Source organism: Bacillus sp. BC08, from assembly GCF_054326875.1.
The window spans coordinates 216,200-242,207 of record NZ_JBTGPA010000037.1 but is presented as its reverse complement, the minus strand read 5'-3'; the positions used below and the strand labels follow the sequence as shown (position 1 = coordinate 242,207).

At 34.5% G+C, this 26,008-nt stretch carries 29 protein-coding genes and 1 pseudogene; 11 read left to right on the top strand and 19 right to left on the bottom strand.

What is annotated here, in order from left to right:
* The first annotated feature begins 13 nt into the window (after positions 1-13).
* Complete coding sequence (locus ACXVYO_RS24955; protein ID WP_458468783.1) at positions 14-559, top strand: helix-turn-helix domain-containing protein; 546 nt, start codon at positions 14-16, stop codon at positions 557-559.
* Between the two features lie 54 nt (positions 560-613).
* Here the strand turns inward: ACXVYO_RS24955 and ACXVYO_RS24950 are convergent, their stop codons facing one another.
* The 6 genes from ACXVYO_RS24950 to ACXVYO_RS24925 all read right to left on the bottom strand — a co-directional run bounded on the left by ACXVYO_RS24950 (position 614) and on the right by ACXVYO_RS24925 (position 4,388).
* Positions 614-1,294 (bottom strand): prolipoprotein diacylglyceryl transferase family protein, encoded by a 681-nt coding sequence (locus ACXVYO_RS24950; RefSeq protein WP_458468782.1) that lies wholly within the window; start codon positions 1,292-1,294, stop codon positions 614-616.
* Positions 1,295-1,309: 15 nt separating this feature from the next.
* Positions 1,310-1,864 carry a TlpA family protein disulfide reductase gene (locus ACXVYO_RS24945; RefSeq protein WP_242257000.1) on the bottom strand — a complete coding sequence of 185 codons (555 nt, stop codon included), beginning with the start codon at positions 1,862-1,864 and terminating at the stop codon, positions 1,310-1,312.
* 18 nt (positions 1,865-1,882) lie between these two features.
* Positions 1,883-2,596 carry a cytochrome c-type biogenesis protein CcdA gene (gene ccdA / locus ACXVYO_RS24940; RefSeq protein ID WP_061676592.1) on the bottom strand — a complete coding sequence of 238 codons (714 nt, stop codon included), beginning with the start codon at positions 2,594-2,596 and terminating at the stop codon, positions 1,883-1,885.
* Positions 2,597-2,651: 55 nt separating this feature from the next.
* A complete protein-coding gene (locus ACXVYO_RS24935; RefSeq protein ID WP_458468781.1) occupies positions 2,652-3,464 on the bottom strand; it encodes a M56 family metallopeptidase in 813 nt (270 codons plus the stop codon).
* Position 3,465: 1 nt separating this feature from the next.
* Positions 3,466-3,882 carry a BlaI/MecI/CopY family transcriptional regulator gene (locus tag ACXVYO_RS24930; RefSeq protein ID WP_458468779.1) on the bottom strand — a complete coding sequence of 139 codons (417 nt, stop codon included), beginning with the start codon at positions 3,880-3,882 and terminating at the stop codon, positions 3,466-3,468.
* A 107-nt stretch (positions 3,883-3,989) separates the two neighbouring features.
* A complete protein-coding gene (locus tag ACXVYO_RS24925) occupies positions 3,990-4,388 on the bottom strand; it encodes a DUF3942 family protein (RefSeq protein WP_458468777.1) in 399 nt (132 codons plus the stop codon).
* Positions 4,389-4,765: 377 nt separating this feature from the next.
* On the opposite strand from ACXVYO_RS24925, the gene ACXVYO_RS24920 reads away from it, so the two are divergent.
* Positions 4,766-5,464 carry a peptidase E gene (locus ACXVYO_RS24920; protein WP_458468776.1) on the top strand — a complete coding sequence of 233 codons (699 nt, stop codon included), beginning with the start codon at positions 4,766-4,768 and terminating at the stop codon, positions 5,462-5,464.
* Positions 5,465-5,642: 178 nt separating this feature from the next.
* Here ACXVYO_RS24920 and ACXVYO_RS24915 read toward each other — a convergent pair whose 3' ends face one another.
* Together ACXVYO_RS24915 and ACXVYO_RS24910 are read right to left on the bottom strand one after the other, a co-directional pair.
* Positions 5,643-7,052, bottom strand: a complete 1,410-nt coding sequence (locus tag ACXVYO_RS24915; RefSeq protein WP_458468775.1) for an MATE family efflux transporter — start codon at positions 7,050-7,052, stop codon at positions 5,643-5,645.
* Between the two features lie 99 nt (positions 7,053-7,151).
* Positions 7,152-7,916, bottom strand: coding sequence for a DUF2087 domain-containing protein (locus ACXVYO_RS24910; protein WP_458468774.1), 765 nt, complete (start codon positions 7,914-7,916; stop codon positions 7,152-7,154).
* Between the two features lie 208 nt (positions 7,917-8,124).
* Here ACXVYO_RS24910 and ACXVYO_RS24905 point away from each other — a divergent pair.
* Positions 8,125-8,226 (top strand): annotated as a pseudogene (locus ACXVYO_RS24905) (MBL fold metallo-hydrolase); the annotation flags it as partial.
* Between the two features lie 361 nt (positions 8,227-8,587).
* Entirely contained in the window at positions 8,588-9,010 is a 423-nt protein-coding gene (locus ACXVYO_RS24900) for a PH domain-containing protein (RefSeq protein WP_458468773.1), read from the top strand.
* Between the two features lie 91 nt (positions 9,011-9,101).
* Here ACXVYO_RS24900 and fumC read toward each other — a convergent pair whose 3' ends face one another.
* The 3 genes from fumC to ACXVYO_RS24885 form a co-directional block, all read right to left on the bottom strand.
* Positions 9,102-10,490 (bottom strand): class II fumarate hydratase, encoded by a 1,389-nt coding sequence (gene fumC / locus ACXVYO_RS24895; RefSeq protein WP_458468772.1) that lies wholly within the window; start codon positions 10,488-10,490, stop codon positions 9,102-9,104.
* Positions 10,491-10,614: 124 nt separating this feature from the next.
* A complete protein-coding gene (gene nhaC, locus ACXVYO_RS24890; RefSeq protein ID WP_458468771.1) occupies positions 10,615-12,018 on the bottom strand; it encodes a Na+/H+ antiporter NhaC in 1,404 nt (467 codons plus the stop codon).
* Between the two features lie 323 nt (positions 12,019-12,341).
* On the bottom strand, positions 12,342-13,001 hold the full coding sequence (locus tag ACXVYO_RS24885) for a class I SAM-dependent methyltransferase (protein WP_458468770.1): 660 nt from the start codon (positions 12,999-13,001) through the stop codon (positions 12,342-12,344).
* A gap of 254 nt (positions 13,002-13,255) precedes the next feature.
* Between ACXVYO_RS24885 and ACXVYO_RS24880 the strand changes: the two genes are divergently transcribed.
* Together ACXVYO_RS24880 and ACXVYO_RS24875 are read left to right on the top strand one after the other, a co-directional pair.
* Positions 13,256-14,221: a DMT family transporter gene (locus tag ACXVYO_RS24880; protein ID WP_458468769.1), complete on the top strand. Its 966-nt coding sequence runs from the start codon at positions 13,256-13,258 to the stop codon at positions 14,219-14,221.
* A 16-nt stretch (positions 14,222-14,237) separates the two neighbouring features.
* Entirely contained in the window at positions 14,238-14,909 is a 672-nt protein-coding gene (locus ACXVYO_RS24875) for a GntR family transcriptional regulator (protein WP_458468768.1), read from the top strand.
* A gap of 55 nt (positions 14,910-14,964) precedes the next feature.
* Here ACXVYO_RS24875 and fbpA read toward each other — a convergent pair whose 3' ends face one another.
* Both fbpA and ACXVYO_RS24865 read right to left on the bottom strand, forming a co-directional pair.
* A complete protein-coding gene (fbpA, locus tag ACXVYO_RS24870; protein ID WP_073517893.1) occupies positions 14,965-15,135 on the bottom strand; it encodes a Fur-regulated basic protein FbpA in 171 nt (56 codons plus the stop codon).
* 193 nt (positions 15,136-15,328) lie between these two features.
* Positions 15,329-16,228, bottom strand: coding sequence for a cation diffusion facilitator family transporter (locus ACXVYO_RS24865; RefSeq protein WP_458468767.1), 900 nt, complete (start codon positions 16,226-16,228; stop codon positions 15,329-15,331).
* Between the two features lie 189 nt (positions 16,229-16,417).
* On the opposite strand from ACXVYO_RS24865, the gene ACXVYO_RS24860 reads away from it, so the two are divergent.
* Positions 16,418-17,491, top strand: coding sequence for a WD40/YVTN/BNR-like repeat-containing protein (locus tag ACXVYO_RS24860; protein ID WP_458468766.1), 1,074 nt, complete (start codon positions 16,418-16,420; stop codon positions 17,489-17,491).
* 39 nt (positions 17,492-17,530) lie between these two features.
* Here ACXVYO_RS24860 and ACXVYO_RS24855 read toward each other — a convergent pair whose 3' ends face one another.
* Entirely contained in the window at positions 17,531-18,637 is a 1,107-nt protein-coding gene (locus ACXVYO_RS24855; RefSeq protein ID WP_458468765.1) for a DUF4179 domain-containing protein, read from the bottom strand.
* Positions 18,634-19,200 (bottom strand): sigma-70 family RNA polymerase sigma factor, encoded by a 567-nt coding sequence (locus ACXVYO_RS24850; RefSeq protein WP_458468764.1) that lies wholly within the window; start codon positions 19,198-19,200, stop codon positions 18,634-18,636. Before ACXVYO_RS24850 ends, ACXVYO_RS24855 begins: the two co-directional genes overlap by 4 nt.
* 270 nt (positions 19,201-19,470) lie before the next feature.
* Between ACXVYO_RS24850 and asnB the strand changes: the two genes are divergently transcribed.
* Entirely contained in the window at positions 19,471-21,294 is a 1,824-nt protein-coding gene (gene asnB / locus ACXVYO_RS24845) for an asparagine synthase (glutamine-hydrolyzing) (RefSeq protein WP_458468763.1), read from the top strand.
* Between the two features lie 91 nt (positions 21,295-21,385).
* On the opposite strand, the gene ACXVYO_RS24840 is transcribed toward asnB, so the two are convergent.
* Complete coding sequence (locus ACXVYO_RS24840) at positions 21,386-22,213, bottom strand: protein phosphatase 2C domain-containing protein (protein ID WP_458468762.1); 828 nt, start codon at positions 22,211-22,213, stop codon at positions 21,386-21,388.
* A 124-nt stretch (positions 22,214-22,337) separates the two neighbouring features.
* On the opposite strand from ACXVYO_RS24840, the gene ACXVYO_RS24835 reads away from it, so the two are divergent.
* From ACXVYO_RS24835 to ACXVYO_RS24825, 3 genes are read left to right on the top strand one after another with little or no spacing between them, the layout of a single operon-like run.
* A complete protein-coding gene (locus ACXVYO_RS24835) occupies positions 22,338-22,748 on the top strand; it encodes a MarR family winged helix-turn-helix transcriptional regulator (RefSeq protein WP_458468761.1) in 411 nt (136 codons plus the stop codon).
* Complete coding sequence (locus ACXVYO_RS24830; RefSeq protein ID WP_048527196.1) at positions 22,732-23,061, top strand: DUF3147 family protein; 330 nt, start codon at positions 22,732-22,734, stop codon at positions 23,059-23,061. Before ACXVYO_RS24835 ends, ACXVYO_RS24830 begins: the two co-directional genes overlap by 17 nt.
* 36 nt (positions 23,062-23,097) lie before the next feature.
* Positions 23,098-23,937, top strand: coding sequence for an alpha/beta fold hydrolase (locus ACXVYO_RS24825; RefSeq protein WP_458468760.1), 840 nt, complete (start codon positions 23,098-23,100; stop codon positions 23,935-23,937).
* Between the two features lie 39 nt (positions 23,938-23,976).
* Here the strand turns inward: ACXVYO_RS24825 and ACXVYO_RS24820 are convergent, their stop codons facing one another.
* The 3 genes from ACXVYO_RS24820 to ACXVYO_RS24810 all read right to left on the bottom strand — a co-directional run bounded on the left by ACXVYO_RS24820 (position 23,977) and on the right by ACXVYO_RS24810 (position 25,965).
* The gene (locus ACXVYO_RS24820; RefSeq protein WP_000461767.1) at positions 23,977-24,348 is read right to left on the bottom strand and encodes a hypothetical protein; all 372 of its coding nucleotides are present in this window, start codon (positions 24,346-24,348) and stop codon (positions 23,977-23,979) included.
* 248 nt (positions 24,349-24,596) lie between these two features.
* Positions 24,597-25,166, bottom strand: a complete 570-nt coding sequence (locus ACXVYO_RS24815; protein WP_458468759.1) for a histidine phosphatase family protein — start codon at positions 25,164-25,166, stop codon at positions 24,597-24,599.
* A 157-nt stretch (positions 25,167-25,323) separates the two neighbouring features.
* Complete coding sequence (locus ACXVYO_RS24810) at positions 25,324-25,965, bottom strand: DUF3885 domain-containing protein (RefSeq protein WP_458468758.1); 642 nt, start codon at positions 25,963-25,965, stop codon at positions 25,324-25,326.
* Positions 25,966-26,008: the final 43 nt, after the last annotated feature.

Below are 26,008 nucleotides of genomic sequence, written 5' to 3'. Positions count from 1 at the left end.
GGAGCTTTTCATTATGGAAAATATAGATATTGGTAAAAAGATTGAAAAACAAAGAAAAGAAAAAGGTTTAACGAGCAAAGAACTCGCAAAGATGGCAGGTATTACACCTTCTATGTTAAGTCAAATTGAGCGTGGATCTGCTAACCCTTCTATCCAAACATTAAAAGTACTCGCAAAAGCGTTAGATGTTCCAACATTTAGCTTTTTACTTGAAGATACAAATACTGACGATTTAATTGTACGTTCTCATAAACGAAAAAAAATGATTATTGATAATTTATCATATGAATTGTTATCACCTGATTTCACAGGAAATTTAGCAACAGCAATTATGACTGTTCCGCCAAATACAGCTTCATCAGAAAATGTACTAGAACATAAAGGTGAAGAATTGGCATTTGTATTAGACGGAACAATTACATTGTATTTAAACGAAGAAGAGTACACTTTAGAAACTGGTGATAGTGTAAAAATACCCGCTTATTTAAAACATAAATGGGTAAATCAATTCGAGAAAAACGCCATTGTTTTATTTTCTGTTACTCCGCCAATCTTTTAATATAAAATAAAAAAGATAGCCACGCATGGATATACTCCATATGTAGCTATCTTTTTACTTTTTCGGTACCAACAAAATTCCTAAACTAATAATAAAGAAGCTCATTATTTGCTGTACTGATAAACCAAATACAACCGAGTGTTGTTCACTAATAAGCGAAATAATAATATGAGCAACACCCTCAACTACTAGAAAAACACTTATGTTCTTTCCATTTCCGAGTCTTTCATTTTTCATCCATAACAAGCCCATTATACAAAGGGCAAGAATGATCTCGTATGCGAAAACGGGGTGATACAAAAATTTAGATTCATATACTTTCACACCCCAAGGCAGTGTCGTTTGTATGCCTACTTTTTGGTGGAATAGAAAATAGAAAACAATACTCATACATAGTGCAATAGGCAATGCATCAAGTAAAATACGAAGCGAAAATTGCTCCTTTTTACTTTTCCAAACAATGTATGCACTCGCAATTACGCATCCTACTATCATATGCTCCATACTTCCTATAGCTAATAGTGCTTGCACTGGCGACCTAAAAGCCCATACTGGATTTAAAAATGCCGGTGCAAATTTCCATACAAATACGATGATAAGAAAAGCACTTGTTACTGCATCCATCATTTTTTCATATGGTACACTTTCGTCCTTCATCTTTCTTTTCATTAACATAAATCCAAATAGACTTCCAATGATAAGAGATACGGGTTGTAACCTCACGATCCACTCCATTAATACTAAATCTCCTTAACTCTCAATTAATTTCTTAAATTTCTCTTCTAATTGATCTGGAGGTAATACACCTCGTACTTGCTCTACGATAATTCCATCTTTATTAACAAAAAATGTCGTTGGTAACGAAAATACTTTATAATCTAATCCAGCTACTCCGTCCATATCTAGTAAAACAGGAAACTTAAACCCGTGACGATCTGCAAACGCACTCGCTTCTTGTACTGGATCTCCAATTGTCGCATTTACCGCAAAAATTTCAACATCCTTTTTATATTTATCATACATATGAACTAAGTCAGGTGCCTCCATTTCACATGGGCCACACCATGATGCCCAAAAATTAATAAGATATGGTTTTCCTTTTGCATCATTTAACGAATGCAGCTTACCGTCTAATCCTTTTAACGTTATGTTCGGTGCTTTAAATCCTACTTGTGGTAACACTTCTGTTTCTTGTAACTCCGCTTGTTTTGCTTTTCTTTCTTTTTCTTCTTTTTTTGTATTATAAAAGTTAACCCCGGCCCAAATTAGTGCCCCGGCCAGTATAATCGCAATTAGTTTCTTCACTTTTCTTCCTCCTCATTATTAAAAACCTGTAAATCCACCAAACAGACGAATAAAGAATGCTGTAATTTTTGTCATTTGATTTGTATACAGTAAAATACCTGTTATAATCATCATTCCACCGCCAATTTTCATCATGACATTGGCATATGTAACAATCCATTTTACCTTCCCAATAAAGAATGCCATCACGAAAAACGGAACCGCAAACCCAAGAGTATACGCTGTAATATAAAGAAGTGCACCTTCAGGATTCGTCGCCCCAAGCATGAGTACAGCTGAAAATATCGGTCCAACACATGGCGTCCAACCCGCTGCATATGTCATACCGACTAAAATTGAGCGAATATATCCAGTCGATTTACTTCTATACTGTACCTTTTTCTCTGCCATAAGCCACTTAGGCTGAAACAAACCTGTCATAAACAGCCCCATCAAAACAATGAAAATCCCACCAATTTGTTGAATCAATTTTTGGTTAGATGAAAATGTTATTCCAATCCAGCTTACTGATAAACCTAACGCATAAAATATTACCGAAAATCCGATCATAAAAAATACGGTATGCATAATCGCTGATTTTTGCATCATTCCACGATTATCTTTTAAATCTTGAATAGAGACACCTGTAATATATGATAAATAAGATGGATATAGCGGTAAAGAACATGGTGATATAAATGACAATACCCCTGCCCCAGCTACAAGCCAAATTGTTAAATCTGCTGCATTCATTTTATTCCCCCTAAATACACTACACTGAGTAGTGTTAATTCTTAAAAAAAAGAGGCTATATGCACTCTCCGACAATAAGTACAATCGATATACAGAATAAACCTAATGTTACATATACCGAATTCGTATGTAATGGAATATTAAGCTTTACGACTTTTTCATTTAACACTTGCTCGATTCGTAAATTTATTGCTGTTTTTGCAAATGAAGCTATCACGCATCGATTTTCCATTGTCTTTATTTTAATTATTTTTAATAATGCGCTACCTAACTCGAATTTAGATTTCATTTTTCGCATTGCATATTTATCTGCAGCTAACTCCTGATACACATGATAGCGTTGCAATAGCCCTTTTAATATCGGGATGTATATCATTCCTTCTGCTAATAACGTAAAACAAAATAATTTTAACGGATCTCGATTAGTTTGATGATATTCTTCATGGAAAATAATTGCATCCATTTCTTCATCTGAAAATGTTTGAATCATCCCTTCTGACATGACAACTTTCGGACGAAATAACCCAATTGTAAATGCCGCAACTTCCGAGGTCGGCAATATATATATTTGTTTTCCTTTTCGAATGAAAGGGATAAGTACTTTTTGTAATTTTTTACTATAGAAAAATTGTCGCCAAATTCTGTTGCATACTATGAGTACAGTAAGTAATAGTAATCCAGCAATTATAATACGAATGAGCGATAATTCCTTCATATGTTGTTCTAACTGAAACAAGCAAAACTTTGAAAGAAAGAACGCCTTATTTTGAAACAGAAATGGATATGTAACGTAATACACTAACATACTGAAAAAGAGAGTACTAACAATTACTGCTAACAATATGATTTTACGCATTTGCCATTTCATTTCATTGATCCTCTTTTTTTAACTGATTCAATTTGTCTTCTAATTTTTTTATTAAAGTCGGATCAGCCTGCTCTAACTCATCAAGCATATGAGTGACAACTAAATCTCCAAATTCCCCCATCAATTCCTGTGTCATTTTCTTCGTTTGATTGGATAAGAATTCTTCTTTTGTTTGCACAGCACGATATATGCCACTTCTTTTCACAGTCTGTTTTTCTAAGTGAAATTTCTCTACTAACCTGTTCATAACTGTCATGACCGTATTAAAATTCACAGGTGATTCTTCACTTAATTTCTGCTGCACTTCTTTAATCGTAATCCCCTCGGTAGACCAGACAATCTCCATAATTTTCGCTTCAAGCGGTCCAAAGAAATGATTTAGCCCTTGCTCATTTAACTTATAGTTTTGAGTAAACATCGTATGGCTCCTTTCACACTACGAATTGTAGTATAAATTAAATGAAAGGTCAAACACGAATGATATGCACTAAAATTCACTACCTATAAATCAGTACCCCGTTCTATTCATCGTAAACCTAATTTCTCTCCAAATGTATCAAAGAGATACTGCTCTAATATTTGCACACTAAACTTCTCATTATGTCCAAGTGCAAATAATTCCCGATCTTTCACTACAATCGTATCTAACGGAATAACGACATTATCCACTATTTTTGTAATTTCAATGATGTTACTTTTTACATTTACCTCTGTTTTAAATTCAATATTTTCTAATACGATATGTGAGCGTCTTCCTGATGCCAAAAAAGTAAAGTTAGGATTTTTATAAATGCCAATTTCACTCTCTAATGGGTATAAATACTGAAAAATGATATCTCTATGTCCATCTTTTATTATTTTTTCATCCTTCTCATCATCTAAGTATTCTTTCACCTTCGTTGTAAATTCAAATCGAAAATCCACTTTTTTCACGCTCCCTCTATTCATTCTATATCAAATAAATATATTGAAATAATTTTACCATATTGCGGTACAAGTTCCTATTAAAAGTAAAAAGCACTTTTCAAACCCCTATTTTTTCTAATTCTTTTTTTAATTCAATATTAATTATTGCGTTGTTATATTAATTTAAACATATTTTTCCTATATTTTGAAACAATAGTATGAAATATTATATATCAATAAACTGTTTCTAATTCATTTTTCTATTTAGCTCTCACCACCTTTACTATTCCGATATACTGAAACTACATTTTCTACTTATTCATTACATAGAGAAGGAATGTAAGTCTCTTCTATCGAATTTTTATATAACGAAAATGATTAGGTGGTGCTTTACTATGAAATTAGCTGTCATTGGTGGCGGTGACTTACAAGATTCAAATCACTCGCCTATTAATGAACGACTTATAGCATTAACAAATAAACAGTATCCAAAAGTATTATTCATTCCTACAGCAAGTCATGATGATGAAAGCTATATCAAACTATTTTTAGATACGTTCGAAAAACAATTACACTGTGAAGTACAAATTTTACGTACTATAGCCGATACGCCTTCTAAATATGAAATAGACGAAATGATTCAATCAGCTGATTTAATTTATCTCGGTGGCGGGAACTATATTCACATGCTTACACAATGGAAAAAACATAAACTAGATGAAAAATTATTATTTGCTTTGCAACAAGGAACGCTCATCGCGGGGTATAGCGCCGGTGCTATGTGTTGGTTCACATCTAGTATCCGCTCCGATTATGAAGATTCTGGTTATATAGAGAGCAACGGCTGGGGGATTGTGAACAAAAGATTTTGTCCACATTATAATCAATTAAATAGAATGAATGCCTTCCATTCCTTTTTACAAAATCATCAAGGTAATATAGAAGGAATTGCACTAGAGGATAATTGCGCTTTATATATTACAGAAGAATCTTTTGAAATTATCGGTGAACCTGAAAAAGCGTGGGAGTTTTATATGAGTGATAACAAACTCATTAGACAACATTTTGATATCACTTTAAAAAGCTATTTATAAAGTGATACTTTAATCAGCCCTCACCAATCGGGCCTTTAGGGGCAGTAAGACTCCCCCCTAACTTCTTTGCTCCGGCCGAATTTTGAGGTGGGAGTCTTACTGCCCGGCGAATAGCGGGATAAACCTACACTTACAAAAAATGTCCCTAAGTATAATAACTTAGGGACATTTGCATGATTTAGCTCACTAATCGTGTAATTCGTTTCTTCTGCCATGAAAGCTTATAATATGCATACTGTAAAATTAAGCTGACAATAAATGCTGCTGGGTATCCAATCCATATCCCTTCTATACCAAGACTTGTATGATAAGAAAGGTAATACGCTACAGGTACTTCAACAAGCCAAATTGATACAACGCCGATAACAGTTGGCCATAATACTGTACCACTTGCTCGCATTGTCGCACTAATAATTTGCGCATGACCGAAAATTAAATAGCTCCATAATGTGATCATAACGAGGCTGTGAGCAATATCAATTGTAGTTTGACTCGTTAAAAATAGTGATAGTATGTCTCTTGAGAACAAGTAAATAAGAGATATTAGCACACCACCGATGACATAGTTCATAATAATTCCGGCCTTCACAACTTTCTGTAATCGATCAAATTGATTTGCACCAATTGATTGTGCTGCAAAAATGGAAACTGTAATACCGAGGCTAACTGCTGGCATTTGTACATAACTTGCAACTTGATTCACGACGCCATATGCTGCCGTTGCATCCGAACCGTAACGATTTACAAACGCGATGACCGCAATTTCAGATAATGAAACTAATATCATATTAATACTCGCTGGAATACCAAGTCGTAGCAATAGCTTCAATAACTCCCCGTCCATGCGAAGATATTTCCTTACCATACTATCTAATTGTAGTGGGTGATTTTTCTTCTTTAAATACACCAACATGACAATAAACGTAATAACTGTAGATATAACAGAAGCATACGCTGCTCCATACACATCTAATTTCGGAGCTCCTAACCATCCAAAAATAAGAATTGGTAATAAGATCATATTTAGCGCTGTGCTTACAATTAAAAAGTAAAATGGCGTTTTAGAATCTCCTGTACCTCTCATAAATGTTGTATATGCGAAATATAAAAATAAAACTGGCATCGATATAAATAATATCCTTGCATAATGTACACTTATTTCAATAATATTTTCTGGCGTTCCCATAAGGCGCATAATATCCATTGCAAAAATACTGCCTACTATCGCCAGCACAACTCCAATAATAAATGTAAATGTCAGCGTCGTACCAACGATAGCTTTTAAACGATCTTCGTTTTTAGCGCCAAACGCCTGACCAATTAAAATAGAACTACCTGAACCAATACCAATTACAAATGAAACGAGTAAGAAAAATAGAGGGAAGAATGCTGATATGGCTGCTAAATCATTCACTCCAAGCCATCTTCCTACTACTACCATACCGAATAATTGTCCAATCGATTGTAATACATTACTTAATAGTAACGGTACTAAAAACATGGACATCGACTTCCAAATCGGTTTACTCTCACTTTCTAACTTATGTGGATCCGCATCTTCTTTATTGTTATCTGTAGGTGGTTTCAAATTTCATTTCTCCTTTTATTAAAAATCTATTTTTCAACTTCTATCTCTTTGTATAGTTATTATAATAATGTGCTTCTATTCATTTTCTTGTCCGTATGATTATAACTTCACCCAATATTGGCTTCCATCAGCTGTTCTATCTAAAAACCCATATTCGATTAAATATCTTCTTAACGTTACAAAATCCGGATATACACTTTCTATGACAGTATTCACTTCTTTTTCAGTGTACTTTTTATTACTATCAAACTTCGTCACTAAATGGCGTAATATAATTAATTTACGCTTTTGCTTTTTCGGAAATTTAGAAAGCGGTCCATCTAATCCTTCTGTAAAATGTGCTTTTAATACTTCATCATTTTCTTCTTCTGTTATATTGTAGCGATCATCTACCATCGTCGCTGTTCTATGAATAGGTACAAATTTCGTTTGTAGTTTTGATTTTTCTTCTGACAGTTCCATTAATGCTAAAAACACCTTCGCTTGCTTCATTTTCTCTCGAAGTGTAAATCGATGATTGCGAATGGTTGAAGTACTTCCACCATCCATCTCCTTTACAATCTCTTTATCATTCAGCCCCATATGGAAAAACTGAACCATTTTCTTTTGCAAATCAGTTAAGCCCGTATACTTCTTATCAAGATTTAATAAATAATCAAACATAGACGTATGTTCATTTTGCACATGCACTTGCACAAACTTCTCAGCTTCATACAAAACTTGATTATCTTGATAAATTACACCCTTAATAAACGCCTCTCCACAAGCTAAACAAATATATTCCTCTACTTCCGTTTCAAATACATACCCTTTCTTCAATTCCTCAACCGAAGCATCCCAAAACTTCTCTGAAATATCACTCATACTAAACACTCCTTTAAAATGTTTATCTAAAAAACAGACATTTTCCAATAACGTTTGCTATCACTTCATCATCTTAACATACAATAAATAAACATTTCAATGTTTCGTTTACCCATTTTATAAACTTTTATAAAAACATCTATTAAATAATCCTACAAAAGGACTTAAAGCAACGAAAAGCGAATGTATTTAATAAGTGAATTTCTAATTGAAAGAAGTAAAATATGTTATTCAATATTTAAATGATAACAACCTCGTTCAACATGGAACCGGTACTCACTCATTCCAAAACTTTAGCATTCAATTGTAACTACAAAAAAGGTGTTTCCATATACGAAAACACCTTTTACCCATTATATATTCTATTTGCAATCTCTAGTAAAACTTTACTTACCTGTACGAATATATGCTTTAGGTTTCGATTTTCAACAAATTTATTAGCACAACTACCCATAATCATCATACAACTAATTATGACTAACACTAACTTTCTATTCTTGTAAGTCACTTTATGTCACTCCACTATTAAAAAACTTCCTTTGAATTTACCCCATCAAGAAATTTTACATGAATAATAAAACGTGTGAATATGCAATTCTGCATATTCACACGTTTTATTACGATGTTGTGATTTAATTTAATTAGAGTACACGTATACTGAGGTGACTAACTTGAAATTTAAAGCGAAAAAGAATCCATTTCACGTCATTTTCATTACATTATTTATCAGTATTTTTCTCGTTTCACTATTCTTCCAAAATGAAAATTCTATTTTTTTCACTCTCATGATGCTGTTAAATATGGTGAACCTTTCTTCATTCTATTTCTCTCACTACAACGTAACGGAATCCTCTCTTGTTTTAAAACATGGTTTCATATTGCGTATTGAAATTCCATTTGAAGATATTCGTCACATTAAATACTCTGGTAAAACACTTCGCTCTGAAAAGTGGACTAGGCAGCAATTAGAAATCCATTACAATTTATTTGATACTGTAACAACTTTCGTACCCAAAGAAGAAGAAAAATTCATTGCACTCTTAAAAGAAAACTGTCCACAAATGAAAGTATTGAATAGTCCTGCTAACAAATAATATATTTTGGCACTTGCAGTAATACAAATGGAAGACATACAAATATATCAAAAAAGCCAAGATTCTAAACAAAGAACCTTGGCTTTTTTTATTACTCTTTCGGAGCAATCATTTTGTTCGGATCGACAATTTCATCAAATTGCTCTTCAGTTAGTAGTCCAGATTGCAATGCTGCTTCTTTTAAAGTTAGCCCTTCTTTATGAGCATGCTTCGCAATTTTCGCTGCATTTTCATATCCGATATGCGGGTTTAATGCTGTAACAAGCATTAATGAACGATTTACATTCTCTTTAATTACTTCTTCATCTGCTTCAATACCCACTGCACAATTATCATTAAATGAAACAATTGCATCAGCTAATAAGTGAGCGGATTGTAAGAAGTTATATGCAATAACTGGTTTAAATACGTTTAACTCAAAATTGCCTTGGCTCGCAGCAAATCCGATTGTTGTGTCATTTCCCATCACTTGCGCTACAACCATCGTTAACGCTTCACTTTGCGTTGGATTTACTTTACCTGGCATAATAGAGCTTCCTGGCTCATTTGCCGGAATAATAATTTCGCCTAGACCACTACGCGGACCGCTTGCCAGCCAGCGTACATCGTTAGCAATCTTCATTAAATCAGCAGCTAATGCCTTTAATGCACCATGCGTATATACAACTTCATCATGGCTCGTTAATGCGTGGAATTTATTTGGTGCAGAAATAAATTGCTTACCTGTAAATTGGCTAATTTCCTCTGACACCATCTCACCAAATTTAGGATGAGCATTAATACCTGTTCCAACTGCAGTACCACCAATTGCAAGCTCTTTCATATATGTATTGCTCTCTGCAATCATACGCTCTGTTTTTTCAAGCATGCGATGCCATCCGCTAATTTCTTGTCCTAATGTTAAAGGCGTTGCATCTTGTAAGTGTGTACGACCAATTTTTATAATATGTTCAAATGCAGTTACTTTTTCTGCTAACGTTTCTTTTAATTTCGTAATTGCTGGCAATACCTGATTTTCTACTGCAATTACACATGCTACATGAAGCGCTGTCGGAAATGTGTCATTTGAACTTTGAGACATGTTCACATCATCATTCGGATGAATATGTATGTCAGATCCCTTCTCTTTCAAAATTTGATTCCCACGATTCGCAATTACTTCATTCACATTCATGTTTGACTGTGTACCACTACCCGTTTGCCATACGACAAGTGGAAAATGTTCATTCCATTTCCCTGCAATCACTTCGTCAGCTGCTGCCACAATTGCTTCTGCTTTTTCTTCTGATAGCTTTCCTAATTTTTGATTGCTAAGTGCTGCACTCTTTTTTAAAATCGCAAATGCTTTTACAATTTCAAACGGCATTTGCTCTGTTCCAATCGGGAAGTTTTCTTTACTACGTTGCGTTTGTGCTGCCCATAATTTATCAGCTGGAACTTTTATTTCTCCTATTGTATCTCTTTCAATTCTGTACTCCATTTTTTCATCCCCTTGAAAATAAAATACCTACATTTCTCATTTTAACAGACTTTCACCCAAATGATAAGAATTCTCACTCGTATATATGAAAAAAATACCTCCTGCCATCGCAGAAGGTATTTTTTTATGATACTTGCTTTCCTTTTTCAACGTCATCTACATACCAGATGAATTTGCCTGTATATCCGTAAATAACCGCCAAAATTAATGAAACAAAGCTTAACCACATAAACGGAACGTATGAGAACGTTGCTACACCTAAAATTCCAGCCATAAAAATACCATTATCCGACCACGGAACCATACCAGAAGTTAACGTTCCACCTACTTCTGAGTTACGCGCTAATACACGTCGGTCTATTTTTAATTTATCATAGCTATCTTCCATAATTTTCGGTGTTAAAATTAGTGATACGTACATCGCACAACCAAATATATTCGCTAAGAATGCCACGATTAATGTAGACAATGTTACATTACCAGCAGAATTCAATTTCTTCTCGAATTTCGATACGATTACTTTTAAAACACCTAGTTTTTCAAGTAATCCACCAAATCCTAAACCGAAAATAATAACCGCCACTGAACCAAGCATACCATCAATTCCACCACGGTTTAATAACTTGTCAACAAACTCGACACCAGATTGAATTGAGAATCCGTTATACGCTGTTCCGATCGCCTCTCCAAAGTTCATTCCTTGGAAAAGAGTTGCCCAAATCGCACCAATTAAAGCTCCCATTGCAATTGTTGGCATAGACGGTTTCTTCATCGCTAATAGTACGATAACAATGACCGCCGGAACAAGCATCCATATTTTAATATCAAATTGCTTTAATAAAGCTTCTTTTAAAAACTCTACTCGATTCAAATCTACATTATCGCCGCCATACATCCAACCAGCTACAGTAAACATAATGCTAGTTATAATGTAAGCTGGAACATCTAATACGAGCATAGCTCGAACGTGAGCAATAACATCTACTTTCGCCATAGAAGCTGCAAGAACTGTACTATCAGAAAGTGGTGATAATTTGTCGCCAAAATAAGCTCCTGAAAGAACTGCACCAGCAACAAGCGGAAGTGGTAATCCAAGCCCTTCACCAATCGCCATCATAGCAATACCCGCTGTTCCTACTGTTCCCCATGATGTTCCTGTCGCGATAGAAGTTATCGAACAAATAATTAATGTTGCCAGTAAGAATATGCTAGGGTGAATAAACTCTAATCCATAATAGATTAATGTTGGCACTACGCCACCAGCAATCCAAGTTCCAATTAAAGCACCTACTGCAACTAAAATCAGTATTGCTTCTAATCCGTTAGAAATCCCTTTCGTAATTGCATCTTGCAATTCTTGATAACGAAATCCTAATCTTAATCCAAGCGCAATTACTAAAAACCATGAAATAAATAGCGCTAATTGAATTGGGAGATCAAAAATCGTTTGGAAGGAAAAGACAACAGCAAGAAATAGTAATAAAAGAACTATGATTTCTAGCATCGATGGTAATCTTACACTTTTCATTTTTTTCTCTCCTTACAAGTCGATAACATGACATATGTCGTCTTACATGTATGTAATATACAATTAGCGAAGACAAAACAAAATTTTCATATTATTTCGATTTATTTTTCCAGTATAATATAACACCTTTTCTATTGTAAAAGTAGATGTTACTTTTCGCAATGGAAAATATAAAAAATGTTACATTTTTATATAGAACACTCCAAAAATAACTTTTTTAATATTTGCCACAACAAAACTTTTTACTATTATCCTCACTTTTAAGGTCTACCATTTGTCTCCACAAAAAAGCACACATCATTAAAATGATGCATGCTCCACTTTTATTTATACATATTTTGTATTTCTTCTTTATTTTTAAGTATTTCCACAAACTTATCGTTACAACCTTTCGGAAACAATACTCCGAGTCCATATGAATGCTCAAACTGAAAATGAGGGTACTTCGCTTTGACCTCATCCCAAAATTTATACACGCCGAAGTTTCGCTCTTTCACCTCAATATCATGAAATAAAACAATACCGTTATTCGCAAGTTTCGGTAACCATGTTTTATAATCATGAGAAACTGCTTCATACGTATGATAACCATCAATATGCAACAAATTTATCGTTCCATCTTGAAACTGATCCACCGCCTCGTCAAAAGTAGACCGAATTAAATTCCCTATTTGAGGATAACTCGTACTCACGAATTTACTCACTATTTGAAAAACACCTTCTCCATATGGACCTGTATGCTCATCTCCTGCCCAAGTATCTACAGCAAAGCATTTTGTAGATAAGCCTTCATCTTTTATCCCTTGGCAAAAACTGAAAAAAGAAGCTCCTAAATGAGTACCTAACTCAACTAATATTTCTGGCTTTTCAAATCTTACTAAATCATAAGCAAAGTTTAAATGTCCCACCCACGCAGAATTCATTCGAATATATGGACTATATTGATCAAATTCAAATATTGGTTTATGAGTAACCCAGCTCATCACATTTCTCCTTCTACACATATTTTTAACAAACCAAATTACTCTTATCTTTATTTTTTTATCCTCTTGATTATGATTTAATTTTATAATTTTATCTCGCTTTATTTAACCTACCCACTTGTATCGTAAAGATGACTGGAACTACTACAATTCCCACCTCACAACACAGAAATTTCAGTTTATTTTTTATACAGTTCGTGATATATTGCATATTGTATTCAAAACCTATTTTTAGAGAAAGGAAATAAAACTATATGGATCCAAATCGTTTAAAAGGAATCATTATGGTTGTAATTGGTGCTTGTTTATGGGGACTGTCTGGAACAGCTGCACAACAACTTTTTCAATATGAACACGTTTCTACTGAGTGGTTAGTTACAATCCGATTGCTTATATCGGGGGCTATCTTGCTTATTATTTCATCATTCGGAACGAGAAAAAAAGAAATATTCGGCATATGGAAACAAAAATCTGATGCTATTAAAATGATTTTGTTTGGCCTATTCGGTATGCTTGCTGTACAGTACACGTATTTCGCTTCTATTAAAGAAGGAAATGCCGCCGTCGCAACATTATTACAATATTTAGCTCCTATATTCATCACTGTATACTTACTTTTCAAATGGAACGTTCGTCCATCAAAAATTGATTTTATTTCAATTGCCCTTTCATTAGTAGGAACTTTTCTCTTACTAACAAACGGGTCTGTTCATAACTTGGCTGTTTCTACACCAGCTACTATTTGGGGGATTTTATCTGGATTATCTCTTGCTTTTTATAGTTTATATTCAAAGGGATTACTAGAAAGATGGTCTTCCTCTGTTATCGTTGGATGGGGCATGATTATTGGGGGGATTGGTGTAACGATTGTACAATTTATTTCTACGAAAAAATTCATTTTATTATCAACTATGAAATATGTAAAACTAAGTACCCTACCACTTATCACATTTGTCGTCATTTTCGGGACACTTATTGCATTTTATTTATACTTAGACAGCATACGATACTTGACTCCGAAAGAAACGACATTATTCGGATGTACAGAACCACTCGCAGCTATTATTTCTTCTGTAGTTATATTACACGTACCGTTTCAATCTTTTCAGTTACTAGGGGCTCTTTGTGTCATTGTAATGGTGCTTATCTTAAGCCAAAAACCAGATGAAGGAAAACCCGAATTAAAGCCTATTCATGAGAAAAAGGAAAATATACAATGAAAGGATTGAATTCACTATGCCTATCCCTCAAAATTATAAAAAACAAGGACGAGTTTCGGCAAAATCACTCGTGTTAAATCAACTACAAGATTGGATTATTGAAGGTGTACTGCAGCCTGATGAAAAAATCAATGATGGGGAATTGGCTGAAGCACTAGGCGTAAGCAGAACACCTGTAAGAGAAGCACTTCAAATATTAGAACTTTCTGGATTAGTGGAAATGGTACCTGGGCAAAAAACAAAAATTGCTCCTATTAAGTTAGATGACATACCTATCATTTATGAAACGATGGCCGGTCTTCACTCTATTATAGGAAAGCAAGCACTTCAAAATATTACAGACGCTGATCTGAAACTACTTTCTGAAATAAATGATGATTTTCAGCGCTCTATAGAGAAGAAAAACGCAAAACAAGCTTTAGAGCTAGATATACAATTTCACAATACAATTTCTTCTATTGCTAAAAACCAATATATTGAACCATTTCTAGAAAATATGCAACTTCACGTTTTACGTCTTGAATACTTGTTTTTCCAAAACTTCGTTCCAGCAAGTCAATCTATTGAAGAACATCACTCTATCATTCAAGCACTGCAGGAGCAGGACGAAAAACAAATGGAACAAATGATGTCTCAAAACTGGCTCCGTCCAATGAAAGAAATATCAAAAATAATTTCTACGAAATAATAATAGAGCTGGTTACACAAAATCGTAACCAGCTCACTTTTACTCATCTATATAGCTATGCCTGAATATCTGCATAATCTTCCATATCTTCGTACTCTTTTTCCAATTCCTCTAAAGATAGCTCGTATAATTGTCGGTCGCGAATTTTAAACACACCTGCTCCAATTAACTCATCGATTATATGCCTCTTACGATTTTCAACAGCAAAACGGAGTTGACTACTCATCTTTTAAAAAACTCCTTTCTACGATCATTGAAAATGATAATCTTTATCAATTACCACTTTTGATTATAAAAGATGACTCTTTATAAGTAAAGTAATTTCATGAAATATTTACCTTACAAAGTATTTGTGGCCACATTATATATATGTATGCCGTGCGAAAAATGTTATGACACATTTTCTTATCCTTTTTCTTTCATACTTTGCAAGTTGTCTCACCATGATTAAATTCACCATCTATTTCTACTTGAATGGTGACATGTTCTACATGAAAATTTTCCTTTAATACATCCGTAGCCTCTTTTAATACACTTTGCGTTTCATTATCTTTAATAATCAAATGGCAAATTAATACTTGAAAATCAGATGTGACAGACCATATATGCAAATCATGAACTTCTTTTACAACCGTAATATTTAATAATGTACTTTTTACCTCTTCAACATTTATGTGCTGCGGTGCGCCTTCCATTAATATATGGACCGTATCACGTGTTACACGCCATCCACTAGTAATGACTAAAATAGACACAAGAATACTAGCAATCGCATCTGCAGCAGTCCATCCGAAAAATTTAATACATAGCGCTGCAATAATCGCTCCGACTGATCCTAATAGATCGCCTAATACGTGTAAGAAAGCACTTCTTAAATTCAAATTGCCCTTCACATCTCCGCCTCTCATTAATATCCAAGCTGATAAAATATTAATAAGTAGACCAAGTACGGCAATAATGAGCATCCCATTACTAGCAATCTCAACTGGTTCTGTAAAACGGCGAATTGCTTCAATAAAAATGTATACTGAAATGACAATAAGAACGACACCGTTACATAATGCCGCTAACATTTCGACTCTCTTATATCCGTATGTTTTGGCAGCTGTTGCTGTTTTTTCTCCAAGCTTAAACGCAAGTAAACTTAAAGCTAAAGATACCGCATCACTTAACATATGCCCCGCGTCAGATAGTAGTGCTAAACTATTTGTAACAAATCCTCCAATTACTTCAGCAATCATAAAACTCGTTGTTAGTACAAAAGCAATTAGTAACGCCTTTTTATTGTTAGAATGACCGTGATCATGTGAATGTCCCATACGAATACTCCTTTAAGTGCAATATCTGTATGTTAGTATGAAACAAACTCCCCATCTTTATCCCGCTTCCTCTGTATACACACTTCGCTCTTTTTCAAACAAGTCCTTTTTCTCAAATAAAAACAAGACTACTTCTTTTTTATTTTCATATTGTTTACTAAAGAAAGAATTTTTAAGGAGGGGACGAAATTGAAAAGATTATTTCTCTGTATGGAGCGTGAACTTGTTGTTGTAAAAGAACAATATGGTAACTATGAAGCATCCTATCACTTACAAAATATGCAACCTACCTGTATCGCTGTTGATCCGTTCCAACAAAACCGTGTATATTGCGGAACATTTGGACGAGGTTTATGGTTAAGCGACGATGGCGGAGATTCATGGAGACCGATTGGAGATTCCTATCGTTACTTTGATTTTCCAAATGAAGATGGTATTTTACATTCTTCAATCACTTCCATTACGATAAGCCCTAATGAACAAATTAACGGCTATGGCGTCGTTTATGTCGGCACAGAACCGAGCGCTTTATTCCGTTCAGAAAATGGCGGTGAAACGTGGACTGAACTTAAAAATATGAAATCATTATTATCTTCTTATACGTGGGCTTTCCCGCCTAGACCTTTCACCCATCATGTTCGCTGGATTACAGTTGATCCAAACACCCCAAATACAATCCATGTTTCAATTGAAGCTGGTGCTGTTATTCAAAGTAATGATAAAGGGCATACATGGATTGATAAAAAATTTGGTGCTCCTATCGATGCTCACCAATTGCTTATGCACCCTGACGCTCCAAATCGCCTTTATGCATCATGTGGTGACGGATTTATGGGCGGACCTGATCGTGCATACCTTGAAAGTTATAACAGTGGAAACAGCTGGGTCTCATGCAGCGAAGGACTTGAACATCATTATTTATACAGCATGGCTATCGATCCGGCCGATTGCGATACAATTCTCGTTTCTGCCGCACCAAGCGCTGACCTCGCTCATCACCGTATTCCTTATGAATCTTATATATATCGTAAAACGAAAGATACTCCGTTCGAGCAATTGCAGCAAGGTCTACCATCTGCAATCGGTACAGTCATTTCGATGTTTGCGACAAACCAAGCAGAGCCACATACATTTTACACTTTAAATAACAATGGCGTGTTTCAATCCAATGATAGCGGCAAATCGTGGGAACAACTAAATATTCCTTGGAAAGATGAGTATAGAACGCAGCATCCCCATGCGTTACTCGTAACTAGTTCTTAACGAAAAAAGACTGCCTAATGGTTTTAGGCAGTCTCTCTTCTATTTCTTTAAATCAATTACAATATCATCTAGAACAATATTTTTACTCTTCGCTTCTTTTTTCGGTACTTCAATTTTCTTCTCTTTTCCATTCACATACTCCACTCCACCATGATTTTCAGGTGTATGCACTCGCAAGTGCACACGAGGTGTAACGATAAGCTTTGTTGCATTTTCGTTTAACTTTTGGAATGTAGCACTCCAACTACTTTTATGTGGCTCTGCTACTGTACTAGTTCCGCCATTTCCTTCACCAGCATATTTATTTCCTAAATCATCTTTTATTTCTAATTCCACATCAGCGCTATCCCATATACTTCGTAATGCCTTAGATTCTTCTTGATTGTAAAAAACAATAAATGACATCGGATTTACTTCCATTTTTTCTATATTTACTTTTATTAATTCATTTTCAGAAACTCCATTAACCTTTATTTCCTTACTATCCATTGCCTTTAAACTAAGTGCGAAATTCCAATTCCCCTTAATTGAATTACCTTTATAATCCATCTCAATTTCTTCCATATCCCACCAAATATTTGCAACATCTAACCTTTTACTACTATTACCACTCATCGTAGTCATACCTACGTACTTTTTCTCTCCAACTTTTGTTACTTGAGAGCTTCCTCCCCCGCCATTAAATCCCATCACCTGTGGATATCCAAATATATTTGGCTTCTCCCCTAAATCTTTATTACTCTCAATAGAGTATGTGATTGTAATTGTTCTACCATCGAACACAGCATCATTAATTGTAACCTTAACCCCATTACTCTCTCTCGTCATATTCAATTCAGTCGAAAACTCTTTATAATTTTCATATAACCCTGTTCTACCATTATCTAAAAATCGGAATATATCACCTACAATTGGCAATCCCCCTGCATATGTAGGAAACCCAATACCAAGCGTCGCAACTGATAATCCTACTAAAATAGATGCAGCAGCAACACCTTTTTTCCAACTTTTCATCTTTTTCTTCGTACGTATCGATTGTTTTACATTGCGCTTCACTTTTTCTTTTTCAATTTCAGAAGCCTCAATTTCCTCAAGTTCTTTTTCATCTATATCAATATTATTTAATAGTTCATAAATGTCTTTCATATGGCACTACCTCCAAAACTAATATTCGTAGTATTTTGTTGTAGTTTCTTTTTCCCACGGTACACGCGATTATCGATCGCTGCCCGAGTTAACCCTAACTTGTCTCCTATTTCTTCTGTCTTCATACCGAGAAGATATTTCATAATGAACACCTTTTGATCTAACGGTTCTAATTGATTAATAAGCTTTAATAACTCTTCCCTATCTTCCATAACGATTAATTCGTCTTCCGCTGACTTTTCCGTACTAATATGAAACTCATCTGAAATAATTTCTACTTTTCTAGTCGCTTTCCGGTAATAATCAATCGCTTTAAATTTCGCAATCGCCGCAATCCATTTTTTAAAGTCACTTGGCTCTCCATGAAATTTATTTGCGTTATTCCAAATGGAAAGAAATATATCGTTTACACATTCCTCTATGAGTCCATCATTTTGAACTGGAAGTAGAACTTTGTGCGTGATTCCTTTTATGAGTGGTAAGTATGTATCGACAACAAATTCTAGCGCATCTTCTTTTTGCCGTTGTAATCTTTTTATAAAATTTTTCTCATTTGATTTCATGTAGCGATTCCCCTTATTTTTTTGTAAAAGCTTTTACACCCTATATAACGTCTTACAAAAAAATTTCTCTCATCTTTTTTTATTTTTTCTATGTTATGGAATACTTTCCCTTAGCCATTGTCTCACATACCTATGTATTACAAGAAAATTTTCTCAAGTCTTCCTTTTAATTCATGTAGTACACTATTTATATAGTCACTCTTTAACTTAGTGTATATTTTATTTCATTAATTTACTTTTCAACATTTTAAATTAGGAGATGAGATGTGTATGTGTGGAATTACAGGTTGGGTAGATTGGAAGGAAGATCTTTCAAATCAACATGTTATTTTAGAAAAGATGGCAAATAGTATTCAGCATCGTGGTCCAGATGCTGAAGGATTTTGGTTTTCACCTCGTGCGGCCTTTGCACACCGACGTTTAATTGTTATTGATCCAGAAGGCGGGACGCAGCCGAAGACATTTCGTGCTGGTGATTATACGTATGCTCTTACTTATAATGGAGAAATTTATAATTTCCGTGAGCTTAGAGAACAACTCGGGAAATGTGGTCATGCATTTGAAACGCATTCAGATACAGAAGTGTTACTACATGCTTATTTAGAATGGAAAGAAGATTGCGTACAACATTTGAATGGAATTTTCGCTTTTGCCTTATGGGATGATCAGAAGCAACAATTATTTTTAGCACGTGATCATTTAGGCGTAAAGCCACTCTTTTATACTGAAAGAAATGACAGCATTATTTTCGGATCTGAAATAAAAGCGCTATTAGCGCATCCATCTGTTCCTGCTGAAATTGATTCGGATGGCATAAACGAAATATTTGGATTAGGCTTATTTCGAACTCCAGGGTGTGGCGTCTTTAAACATATTCAAGAAGTACGTGCTGGACATTCTATAACGTTTACACGTGATAAAAAAGTAGTTAAAAAGTACTGGAATTTAGAAAGTAAAGTTCATATTGACTCTATTGAAGATACATCCTCACATATTTTATCTATTTTACAAGATACAGTAAAAAGACAATTAATTGCCGATGTTCCTCTCGTTTGTATGTTATCAGGAGGATTAGATTCTAGCGGGATTACTGCACTAGCGGGGAAAGAATTTGCTGCTGAAAATAAAACACTTCATACGTATTCCGTTGACTTTGTAAATAGCGCAAAAGATTTCGAGCTGACATTTGCTCGCACTGGTTTAGACGCTCCTTGGGTAAAACGCGTTTCTGAACATGTAGGGACATCGCATCATGACATTATTGTGAATGCTGAAGAATTAGCAAATCACTTATTCGTTCCCCTCCGTGCAAAAGATTTGCCGAGTGCTGGTGAAATGGAAACTTCACTATATTTACTATTTTGCGAAATGAAAAAAGATGCAACTGTAGCTTTATCTGGAGAATCTGCTGATGAAGTATTCGGCGGGTATCCTTGGTTTCACCAAGAAGAATTACTATATGTAGATAAGTTTCCGTGGCTAATTAATTGGAAGAATACTTCTCCTCTTCTACTAAATGAAGTAAATAACCAATGCAACTTAGAAAACTATATTGATGCACGATTCCAAGAAGCGATACTTGAAGTACCTACTCTTGAAGGCGAAAGTAAAAAATCCGCCAAACAACGTCAAATGTTTTATTTATTTTTAACGAGATTTCTCCCTTTCTTACTTGACCGTAAAGACCGTATGAGTATGGCTGTAGGGTTTGAAGTTCGTGTACCGTTTTGCGATTATCGATTAGTTGAATATTTATGGAACGTTCCTTTCAACATAAAAAGCATTGATAATATTGAAAAAGGCATTTTACGTAGAGCACTGCAGCCTGCTTTACCTGACGATGTACGTAATAGAAGAAAAAGTGCTTATCCAACTTCACAAGATCCACATTATCTGCAAACAATCCGCCATTTATCACTCGACATGTGCAGTAATAAAAACAATCCTATTTTCTCACTTATTAATCATGCCACATTACTTGCCGTTGCCGATGAAAGCAATAAAGAAATTAATAATTTTGAAGCAAGAAGTACTATGGAATATATGCTTCAAGTAAATGAATGGTTAAAAACGTATCACATCCATATCGCTTAACAAAAAGGAGTTCAGGGATAAAAACCTTGAACTCCTTTTATCCCGCATTAACGGGCAGTAAGACCCCCACTGATTAAAGTTTCACTTTATATTAATTAGCGCATCGTTTATTTTCAGTATCAATGGACCATCCAATAATTGTGGCACAATCTCTACCTTTCCACTGCAGTACATTTTTTAATACTGGTTCAATCTGCAAGCTATTTCCGTCGTGCAATATTTCTACTAAAGATTGATCATCATCAAACCTTTGTTTATCACACTCTAAAATACCGTCCGTTGCCATTACAATATGATTCATTCCTTTTTCTAATCCTCTTACACCTGACGTAAAGCAAGGTGTATTTGCCGCAAAAATATTTTTTCTACCGATATATTCGTAATTCTTCCGTTTATTTAATCGCCCTTTACTATTCTTTGTTTTCTCAGAATGGAATAAATATGCGAAACAATCACCAACTGATAGCCAATATAAAAATTCGCCTTTTCGCAAACAAATTAAGCATGCAAGTTCCTCATCATCTTGATCACATTTTTCAATAAACAACTCATCTGTAAATAACGCTAATAAGTACATATGTGTATGATGAAAAGCTAAATGTATCGGGTAGGAAAATAACTCTTTTAATTTCTCTTTTCTTTCTGAAATTGCTTCTATTATATAATTTATATTTTTTGTTTTGTGGTGTGTATCAAAAATCATAACAAATTCAAATTGTAATTCAGGATCCCACCAAGCAAGCACCGCATCTCCTCTTTCATATGCATCACTTTCTTGATTCCCCCCATATACGCCGACTGAAAGAGGACCACATTTTTCAACATGTATTTCATCTACATACATCTGTTCATGACTCATCCATTTGAATGTATTCACAGCTATCATCCTCTCTCTTGCTAAATGTATACCTTTACACATAGATTACCTTATATTTCAATAAAAATAAACTTTTTCAACATTTTCCATCCAAATAAAAGGATTTTATTTCTAAACTAACGAATATATCTTATTGTACGATATAAAAATAGGGGGATTTATCATTATGAAAGACATCAATCAACATTGGGAGAGTATTTATTATCACTTACGATACGAATATGAAGACAACCTTTCCCATCAAGCTATTCGTATTTTACAAATCGTTTCTCGTGAGAAAGATATAACAATTGGAAAAGTCGCTACTGAGCTTAGTCTCTCTCATAACACAGCATCTGAACACGTAAAGCGCCTTATTCAAAAAGGATTTATTATAAAAGAAAGAAACAAACAAGATGAAAGAGTTGTGAACCTTACATTAACGAAAGAAGGCATTGAAGGATTAGAAAAGCATACTTTACTAGATAAAGAAAAGATAAAAATATTAGAATCTCAGTTATCAAAAGAAGAACAACAATTAATTGAAAAAGCCTTTTCGTTATTAGCGAAGGAGGCAAAATATGCATTTCCTCGTTAAAGTAATCGTTTCGGCACTTATTATCGGTGTGATTACTGAAGTCGCTAAACATTACAGTGCGATAGGCGGCTTTATTGCTGCCCTTCCACTCGTTAGTTTACTAAGTCTATTTTGGATTTCTTTTGAAGGCGGGAACAAACAAGAATTAAGTCAATTTGCGATAGGCGTATTATATGGATTTCCTGCATCCGCACTACTATTATTTATCGTCTATATTGGGTTAAAAAATTCATTTTCACTTAGTACATCTGTCCTGTTCGGTATAGGTGTTTGGTGTATCGTTTTCGCTTGTCAAAAATTATTTCAAGCTTAGTTAGGAGGGTTTATTATTTATAAACTTGTAGAGGTATTGGGGCAAACTATAGAAGTATATATAGCAGGAAGTAGTAAACAAACGGTAGTCATTCAAACCGGAATGACTTGCTCATTTTATGATTGGCTTCCTACTATAGAAAAGCTTTCACAGCACTTTACAGTCGTTTCATACCATCGCCCAGGTTACGGAAAAAGTGAACTAGGGAATCATTCACGTACTACATTACAAGTAACAAAAGAACTTCATTTGTTGCTACAAAAACTGGATATTCACGAGCCAATCATTCTAATCGGTCATTCCTATGGCGGCCTATGCGCACAACATTTTGCGATGTTATATGAAGATAAGCTGCAAGCACTTATTTTAGTTGATTCTACTTCCATGAACTTACACCGACTAGATGAACTTCATTTACCAATTTCTGATCAGACTGACTCGGATGATATGTGGCTTCAAAAATATAATACGTATTCCAAAATGAATGTAGACATGCTTTATAATGAACTAAAATCTATACTCGTTAATCAATCAAGACAGTACATTGAATTTTCTACCTCGCCTCTATTATATAAAGCGACAGCTTCTGAACTATGTGAGTGGAAAAATTGTGCCCGCTTAATAAAAGAACTATATAAAACATTAGAAACACCTTTAATCGTTATCGGTAGAGACCCTCAATTTTCTATTACTCAGTTGACTGAAGGTGGCATGCCAAAAGAGGAAGCGACGCAACTTGAATCAATGTGGCAAGAACTGATTCATGAACAATTACAGCTCTCGATACATGGCCAATATATACTTGCCGAACATGCTGGTCACGGAATCGAAATTGATCGACCAGATATCATTATTGAAGCAATTCAATCTCTATAAATAAAAAAAGGAAGCAACTAACGCTGCTTCCTTACTTATCTATTCATAATCTTCTTCATCATCGATTTCTTCGTAATACGAATTCCCATTACTTACATATATAGGGCCATTCGCAACGTCAATACGTAATACCCATGCCCATGGCACAGCTAGACGCTTATGTATTGCTCGCCAAAAGCTCATTGATTTTCTTTCGTACTCCTGGAACTCCTGAAGTAACTCTTTGTAGGAGGAACCGTCTAACTGAATATTTGCTTCTAGCAAACGAGAATGGGCATAGTACTGCAGCTCTAGTTCAGCAGCAATTTCCATTTCTTCTTCCGTTGCCATACCAATAATTGTTCCATCTGCTGGTGCAATTTCATATACGTTGTGAACTTCAATAAGCCCTTCTTTCTCTTTCTCAAACATGTAAACAGCCTCCTTTAACACATAATTTTTATGTTACAAAGTCATACTTCTACAATAACTTCTCTCTTTCCTCTTTTTTTGATAAACTTTTACAAATTATTTATCCCGCATGAACGGGCAGTAAGACCCCCACCTCAAAATTCAGCGAAAGCAAAGAAGTTAGATGGGGGATCAACTGCCCGTAAAAGCTCGATTGGTGAGGGCTAATAATCAGTGGGGGATGAACAAAACCCCCACTGATTAAAGTTTCACTTTATCTGATAATCTGTAGACTGTATTCTTTCAGCAGAACTGAAACAATTATTATCAAAAGTTAATTTATACACATCAGGCATATGAAGGGTTTTCCAAAACTGAAAATCATATTTGGAATCAAAATAATTCATTAGTAATACCATAATATTCCCATGAGTACCTATTACAATATTCTTACCTTTATATTTTTTTAATATACTTTGCATACATGTTACAACGCGTCTTTGTGCTACATCATTTGATTCTCCGCCTTCGTATGCATAATTCCAATCTCCCCACACTTTCTCCATAGCAGCATTAAAATCCTGTACCGGCTCTGTACTTAATAACCTTTCACGTAAATCTTCTTCTATTTGTATCGATACATGATATGTATTCGCAATTCCTTGCACAGTTTGAATTGCTCTTTTATACGGGCTAGAGATCACAACATCAATATGTTTATCTTTTAACAAGCGTGTTACATTCTCTGCATCACAATGCCCTTTTTCAGATAAAGGCCGTTCCCGTTCTTCTTTTGTATATGTAGAGTGGGCATGGCGAACGAAATATATTGTCGTCATTCATTCATCCCCCTTTTCTGTTTCTATCCAAATTCAATACATTACCATCAAATTCCTTTACCTTTATAATAAGCGCTGTCAAATTTGAATGTTGATTTTCATATTAATAAAAGGGAAACACCTCTATGGTATTTCCCTCATTTAAAATAGACTACATTCAATTAAATAGTTTATCAATTTTATTTCTGTCGTATTCTAATATCCAATCATTATATGTATGATAAATATCTCTAATTGTATTAGGAGAGGTAGCTAATACATCACAACCCCTATCATCATAAACGTGAAATATAGTATTCTTGTTAATATTTATGAAATACACCCTATGAAAAATACGCGGTTTTATTCCCATATCTTGATTACAAATTGCTTTTAGCATAGGAATGTATTTCAAGTCTGAAACTTTACATTTCAAAGTATATCTATGAGTTTTATATACCCCGTCTTCATCGTCTTCTGGAAAAATATAAGGGATTGTATTTTTCTGTAACTTAAACAGATCGGACTTCTCTTTTACATACTTAGAAAAGATATTCAATTTGTGTTTGAAAATTTCACCGTCTGCATAGTCATTTGCATCCACTACGATATAAATATCATCTTCTGTTGCATGTAAAGACTGAAATAAAGTAATCGCTCTATTATAAACGCCTTCTAAATATGGGCAGTTTTCATAAATGTTATTGCAATCATAGTTCACACCTAATCTAAAGCGAATACCAATATCCCCATTATAAAATAGAGGTGGTCTAAGTTCTAAATTTGGAAACGTTTCAAGCATATACTCATTCAACCTCATCTCAACACCTACCTTTAATAGCATCTTGTTTACATAATAAAAT